The 6,248-nt window shown below is 34.1% G+C and carries 5 protein-coding genes; 1 reads left to right on the top strand and 4 read right to left on the bottom strand.

Annotated features, from left to right (window positions below; genetic code table 11):
- Positions 1–658: 658 nt before the first annotated feature.
- The 4 genes from AAEO57_RS16740 to AAEO57_RS16725 form a co-directional block, all read right to left on the bottom strand.
- The gene (locus AAEO57_RS16740) at positions 659–1,102 is read right to left on the bottom strand and encodes a hypothetical protein (protein ID WP_341694181.1); all 444 of its coding nucleotides are present in this window, start codon (positions 1,100–1,102) and stop codon (positions 659–661) included.
- 80 nt (positions 1,103–1,182) lie between these two features.
- The gene (locus AAEO57_RS16735) at positions 1,183–1,539 is read right to left on the bottom strand and encodes a hypothetical protein (protein WP_341694180.1); all 357 of its coding nucleotides are present in this window, start codon (positions 1,537–1,539) and stop codon (positions 1,183–1,185) included.
- A gap of 265 nt (positions 1,540–1,804) precedes the next feature.
- Positions 1,805–2,983 carry an AIR synthase related protein gene (locus tag AAEO57_RS16730; protein WP_341694179.1) on the bottom strand — a complete coding sequence of 393 codons (1,179 nt, stop codon included), beginning with the start codon at positions 2,981–2,983 and terminating at the stop codon, positions 1,805–1,807.
- A gap of 104 nt (positions 2,984–3,087) precedes the next feature.
- Positions 3,088–3,753, bottom strand: a complete 666-nt coding sequence (locus AAEO57_RS16725) for a uracil-DNA glycosylase (RefSeq protein WP_341694178.1) — start codon at positions 3,751–3,753, stop codon at positions 3,088–3,090.
- Positions 3,754–4,076: 323 nt separating this feature from the next.
- Between AAEO57_RS16725 and AAEO57_RS16720 the strand changes: the two genes are divergently transcribed.
- Positions 4,077–6,242, top strand: coding sequence for an endonuclease MutS2 (locus tag AAEO57_RS16720; protein WP_341694177.1), 2,166 nt, complete (start codon positions 4,077–4,079; stop codon positions 6,240–6,242).
- Positions 6,243–6,248: the final 6 nt, after the last annotated feature.

Here is a 6,248-nt window from a genome sequence, read left to right as displayed (position 1 = left end):
CAATCTTTTTTTCAGAATTTCTTTTCTGATTGATTACTTATTATCTTGCCAGTATTTCGATGAACGCCTTCGCTGTTGCGGGTGCAAAAGTACACAACAATTCCAGTTGCGCAAGCTTTTTTAAACCCTTTTTTTAATCTTTTTTAAAACTTTTTCTTAACTCGCTGATAACGCAATAATTATATTCTAACTTTTTTTTACATCTTGTAAGTTTTATCTTTATTTAAAAGAAGTTTTGATAATTTACAAGCTTTTTGACATCTTGCTTTTGTGAAGTTTTCCTATTTTGAACTGTTTTAATAAACAAAATTCAATACACCAAAAAGATTCTTACCACATATTTGATCTCGAAAAAAACAACAACCCCTAATCTATCCCTGTTTCTCTCCTGAAAAAATCCGCCATAGCCCCGATAGCAGTGAAAATCCTTTTGTTTTGGAGTTCAAAATAAAAGATTGGAACTAATAGCGGGATCAAGCTCCTTATTAAAATCAAATTCCAAACCTTAATAAAACCTCACTTCGCTCAGCACAACAAACTTTAATCTTATACTATATAGTATACTTTTCTACTTATATATATGGCATGCAGAAAAACAAAAAACCGACAAGCTTCAAAATGAACTTATCGGTTTTTTATTTACTATTTTTTTAAAGACTTATTTCTTAGCAGGAAACTTCCAGTCAAATTCGTCTTTATTATTAATAATAGCTCCTATTTCAAATTTTACTACTTCTTCGAATTCGGTTTGCAGAATAAACCAGTTATCTTCATTAAAGTAGTTTTCGAAAGTATCAAAAGTTTCCTGATTGTATTTTGTAATCCCTTTAGTTGCGAGATCCTTTTTAACATCTGCAATTTTTCTTCCTATCAATTTGAATCCAAAAACCTCCAAATCATGACCAGAAGCAACTACATAACCCAATTTAAAATCTTCTTCCTGATAAAAAGTCAGTCTCATTTTTTGTGCATTGTATACAAAAATCACATTATCATCTTCATCGTTATAATTTTTATCAGGTTTTCCTAAAGCAGCTGTCACATCATTTTGCTTCATTCCGAAAAGCAATTTATCAATTCCTGATTTTAGATTTATTTTCATATCTAACTATTAAATTTTTTAAGTATAAATTTATGGCACTTATTTCAGTATGTTTCAAAAATCCTCATATAAAGAGAAAATTACTCGCTCATTTCGTCATAGCGTTCCGGAACTTGTGGATCATACAAAGGACATTTGAACTCTTCCAGTAAATCTACCAGTTTGTTCATAGTTTTGCCTTCGGTTCCGTAGCAGTCTATTTTGACGCTTTGAGGTGTCGTAATAACCTGAAAAGCACCTTTTCCCGCATTATTTTGCCAACTATTGTCGTCGACTTTTTCCCATTGAGAGAAAACAGAACTAATTCGATTGAGGATTACCTGTATGGGAAGAATTTCAAGACCTTCAACTTCCTGCTTTTCAAGTAAAGCTTCATAAACTTCCTGATTGTTCAGGTAAATTTCGTCTAAATATCTCCAAAAAAGCAGTTCATACATATCTTTAAATTGAAAAGATTAAAACATAATTCAGATCTTGAAAATTATGGATAACCACTGTAATTCTTATGAAACTATAATTTTAGCCCCGATAGAAGTGAAAATCCTTTTGCTTTTTTCTTTAAAAAGCAAAAGATTGTAACGAATAGCGGGATTAGCTCCTGAAAAAGCTAAAATTATTATATATTCTAAAGGTAATCTGAAGGAGAGTTGAGGCTTTAAGAAATAAAGGACTTCGACTCCGCTCAGCCTGACAAATTATATTTTAATATTCAAAAGTTCCGTATTCGCTGGTGATAGTCAGTTTTTTAGCATCAGCAGCTTCTACCCTTCCTACGATTTGTGCATCAACATTGAATGATTTTGAAATCTCGATAATATCCTGAGCAATATTTTCAGGAACGTAAATTTCCATACGGTGACCGCAGTTGAAAACCTGGTACATTTCTTTCCAGTCGGTTTTTGATTGTTCCTGAATCAGTTTGAACAATGGCGGAACCGGAAATAAATTGTCTTTTATAACATGTAAATTTTGAACGAAATGTAAAATTTTAGTCTGTGCTCCTCCACTGCAATGCACCATTCCGTGAATTTCGTTTGGCGTGTAGGTGTCTAAAATTTTCTTGATGATTGGCGCATAGGTTCTGGTTGGCGAAAGCACCAACTGACCAGCGTTTATTGGACTGTTTTCTACAGCATCAGTCAAATTAACCTGACCTGAATAAATCAATTCTTCTGGAACGGCTGCATCAAAACTTTCAGGATATTTTTTAGCTAAATATTTACCGAAAACATCGTGACGTGCAGAAGTAAGTCCATTGCTTCCCATTCCACCGTTATAACTTTTTTCGTAAGTTGCCTGACCAAAAGAAGCCAAACCAACGATTACGTCACCGGCCTGAATATTTGCATTATCTACAACATCGGAGCGTTTCATACGGGCTGTAACAGTCGAGTCTACAATAATAGTACGAACGACATCCCCAACGTCAGCAGTTTCTCCTCCAGTTGAGTGAATGGTTACTCCGAAAGATTTTAATTCGTTGATTAATTCTTCTGTTCCGTTGATGATTGCTGAAATAACTTCGGCAGGGATTAGGTTTTTATTTCTTCCGATAGTAGATGAAAGCAAAATATTATCTGTTGCTCCAACACATAATAAATCGTCAATATTCATGATCAAAGCATCCTGTGCAATTCCTTTCCATACTGAAATATCTCCGGTTTCTTTCCAATACATATAAGCCAAAGACGATTTTGTACCGGCTCCGTCAGCATGCATAATCAGACAGTGTTCTTCGTCCTGAGTTAAATAATCAGGGACAATTTTACAGAAAGCCTGCGGAAATAAACCTTTATCAATATTTTTTATGGCGTTGTGTACGTCTTCTTTTGATGCCGAAACACCTCTTTGTGCATACCTTTTGCTAGAATCTGAACTCATGAAACTTAGTTTGTGTTGAATGTGGGTGCAAAGATAATCCCTTTTTTTAATTCTTTGATGATTCCTAAGTTTGATTGACAAAAAAATCCAATCTTACCTCAATATTACCATTCAATTTCTTTTAAACCTTTTGATTTAAGGAAAGAATTTGTCTGACTAAAATGTTTGTTTCCAAACCAAAATCCTCTATTAGCGCTTAAAGGCGAAGGATGTCCTGATTTTAAAATATGATGTTTTGAAGCGTCGATTAAAGCTGCTTTTTTCTGAGCAAAACCTCCCCAAAGCAGGAAAACAACATTTTCTTTTTCGGCAGAAATTTGTTTGATAACAGCATCCGTAAATTTTTCCCAGCCTTTTCCCTGATGGCTTCCGGCTTCAGATTGTCGAACTGTCAACGTTGCATTTAAAAGAAAAACACCCTGATCTGCCCAACGTTCTAAATTACCGGTTTTAGAAAGCGTTTTACCTAAATCTGTTTCGATTTCTCTAAAGATATTATATAAGGAAGGAGGAAACGGAATCCCGTCATTGACAGAAAAACACAATCCGTTTGCCTGATTTGGGCCGTGATAAGGATCTTGACCTATAATCACCACTTTTACCTGATCGAAATGACAATGATCGAAAGCTGAAAAAATCTGACTGTCTTTTGGATAACAAACTTTTGTAGTATATTCAGATTTCACAAATTCAATTAACTCATTGAAATACGGTTTTTCGAATTCTTCATTCAAAACCGGCATCCAGGAATCATGCATTTTTACGTCCATACTTTTTTATGCGAATTTCAGGATTTTTTTGTTGAAATCATATTTACCACTTAAGAAAAAGTCGAAAGTTGAAAGTCGAAAGTTGAAAGTCGAAAGTTGAAAGTCGAAAGTTGAAAGTCGAAAGTTGAAAGTCGAAAGTTGAAAGTCGAAAGTTGAAAGTCGAAAGTTGAAAGTCGAAAGTCGAAAGTCGAAAGTTGAAAGTTGAAAGTTGAAAGTATAAATAGAAAACAGAACAGAATGAGTAAATATTATAACTTATAATTCATAATTCAAAATTCACTAATGTTTTCGTACTTTTGCCTTCACTTTCTTAAAGAAATTAAATGATCAGTATTACCGAAAAAACATTACAAGACTTACAATTTCCAACTGTTCTCGAAACCATTTCAGATGGGTGCAATACCGATATTGGAAAAGAAAAAGCTTTAGAAATAAAACCATTTAGAGACAAAGAAACTTTGATGCAGGCCTTAATGCAGACATCAGAATATGTTTCGTCTTTTGAAAACAACAACGCCATTCCGAATCACGGATTTGACGCCATCACGCATGAAATTAAGTTTTTGGCCATTGAAGACAGTTTTCTTGAAGTAGGAAGCTTCAGGAAAATTGCCAATCTTTCAGCAACGACAAATGTCTTGTTGAATTTCTTACGAAAATTCGATGATTATTATCCTAACTTAAATGCAAGGGCGTCACGTGTAGAACTGACCAAAGATATCATCACTTCTATTGACGCAATTGTAGACAAATATGGAGAAATTAAAGACAATGCTTCTCCTGCTCTGTTAAGCATTCGTCAGAACATGAATTTGGTTCGTGGTAAAGTAAACCAAAGTTTTGGTGTTGCACTGACACAATACAATGGTTTAGGATATCTGGATGATATTAAGGAGAGTTTTGTGCAAAATCGTCGAGTGCTAGCAGTTCTGGCAATGTATCGCCGTAAAGTAAAAGGTTCAATTTTAGGAAGCTCTAAAACCGGTAGCATTGCTTATATCGAACCTGAAGCTACACTGAAATATTCACGAGAATTAGCCAATTTAGAATATGAAGAGAAAGAAGAAATTACGAGAATTTTAAAGAATTTATCGAATGTGATTCGACCTTACCTTTCTTTATTAATTGAATATCAGGATTTTTTAAGTGATATTGATGTGGTTGCCGGAAAAGCAAAATACGCTAACAGAATCAACGGAATCTTACCAGCAATTACAGAAGAAAGAAGATTGTTCTTTAGAGAAGCGTATCATCCTATTTTATATCTGAACAATAAACAAAAAAAAGAAGTTACGCATCCGCAGACCATCGAACTGAAACAAGAAAACAGAATTATTGTAATTTCAGGTCCAAATGCGGGAGGAAAAACCATTTCGCTTAAAACTGTTGGCTTACTACAACTAATGCTGCAATCCGGAATTTTGATTCCGGTTCATGAAAGAAGTGAAACATTCTTATTTGACAGAATCTTAACTGATATTGGAGACAATCAGTCTATTGAAAATCATTTAAGCACTTACAGCTACCGATTAAAAAACATGAATTACTTTTTGAAGAAATGTAATCATAAGACTATGTTTTTAATTGATGAGTTTGGTACAGGTTCTGATCCTGAGCTGGGTGGGGCTTTGGCTGAAATTTTTCTTGAAGAATTTTATCATCGTGAAGCTTTCGGAATTATCACAACGCATTACTCCAATTTAAAGATTTTGGCTAACGAATTGCCATACGCAACCAATGCCAATATGATGTTTGATGAAAAATCGTTGGAACCAATGTACAAACTTGCTCTAGGTCAGGCAGGAAGTTCGTTTACTTTTGAAGTAGCCCAGAAAAATGGAATTCCGTTTGGACTGATTAATCGTGCGAAAAAGAAAATCGAAGTGGGTAAAGTTCGTTTTGATAAAACTATTGCGACGCTTCAGAAGGAAAGGTCAAAACTGGAGAAAACTTCTCTGAATTTAAAAGAAGAAGAAACCAGGGCGCGTGAGGAAAGTAAAAAGATGGAAAACATCAATACCAGAATCCAGCAGAAACTGGAGAGCTATCAGGAATTATACGACAGTAATCAAAAGATAATTTACATTGGCCAAAAAATCGATGATATTGCTGAGAAATATTTCAACAATAAAAACAAAAAGGAACTTATTGGCGAATTCTTAAAAATTGTTGAAATCGAAAATTCAAAACGTAAAAAAGCAACTCCAAAAGAAGTAAAGGCAAAAGTTGAAAAACAAAAGGAAATTATTGCTGAAGTACAAGTAAAAGTTGAAGAAATACGCCAAGAGAAAAAAGAGAAGAAACTTAAACCAGTTGTAGAAAAACCAAAACCAATTTTAAAAGTTGGTGACCGCGTGCGAATGCTGGATGGAAGATCAGTTGGAAGTATTGATGCTATTGAAAAAAATAAAGCAACCGTAAATTACGGTATTTTTACTTCCAAAGTAAGTCTGGATGAACTGGAATTGGTAGAAGCTGTGAAAAAATAATTTTAC

It is taken from the genome of Flavobacterium calami (assembly GCF_038290035.1).
Taxonomy (GTDB): Bacteria; Bacteroidota; Bacteroidia; order Flavobacteriales; family Flavobacteriaceae; genus Flavobacterium; species Flavobacterium calami.
The sequence above is the reverse complement of the archived record's forward strand: the minus strand, read 5'-3'. Positions and strand labels throughout refer to the sequence as shown.

Excerpts from the sequence above, each read along its gene's own strand:
- AAEO57_RS16740 (WP_341694181.1), bottom strand. The coding sequence starts at position 1,102 with ATGAAAATAAATCTAAAATCAGGAATTGATAAATTGCTTTTCGGAATG.
- AAEO57_RS16735 (WP_341694180.1), bottom strand. The coding sequence starts at position 1,539 with ATGTATGAACTGCTTTTTTGGAGATATTTAGACGAAATTTACCTGAAC.
- AAEO57_RS16730 (WP_341694179.1), bottom strand. The coding sequence starts at position 2,983 with ATGAGTTCAGATTCTAGCAAAAGGTATGCACAAAGAGGTGTTTCGGCA.
- AAEO57_RS16725 (WP_341694178.1), bottom strand. The coding sequence starts at position 3,753 with ATGGACGTAAAAATGCATGATTCCTGGATGCCGGTTTTGAATGAAGAA.
- AAEO57_RS16720 (WP_341694177.1), top strand. The coding sequence starts at position 4,077 with ATGATCAGTATTACCGAAAAAACATTACAAGACTTACAATTTCCAACT.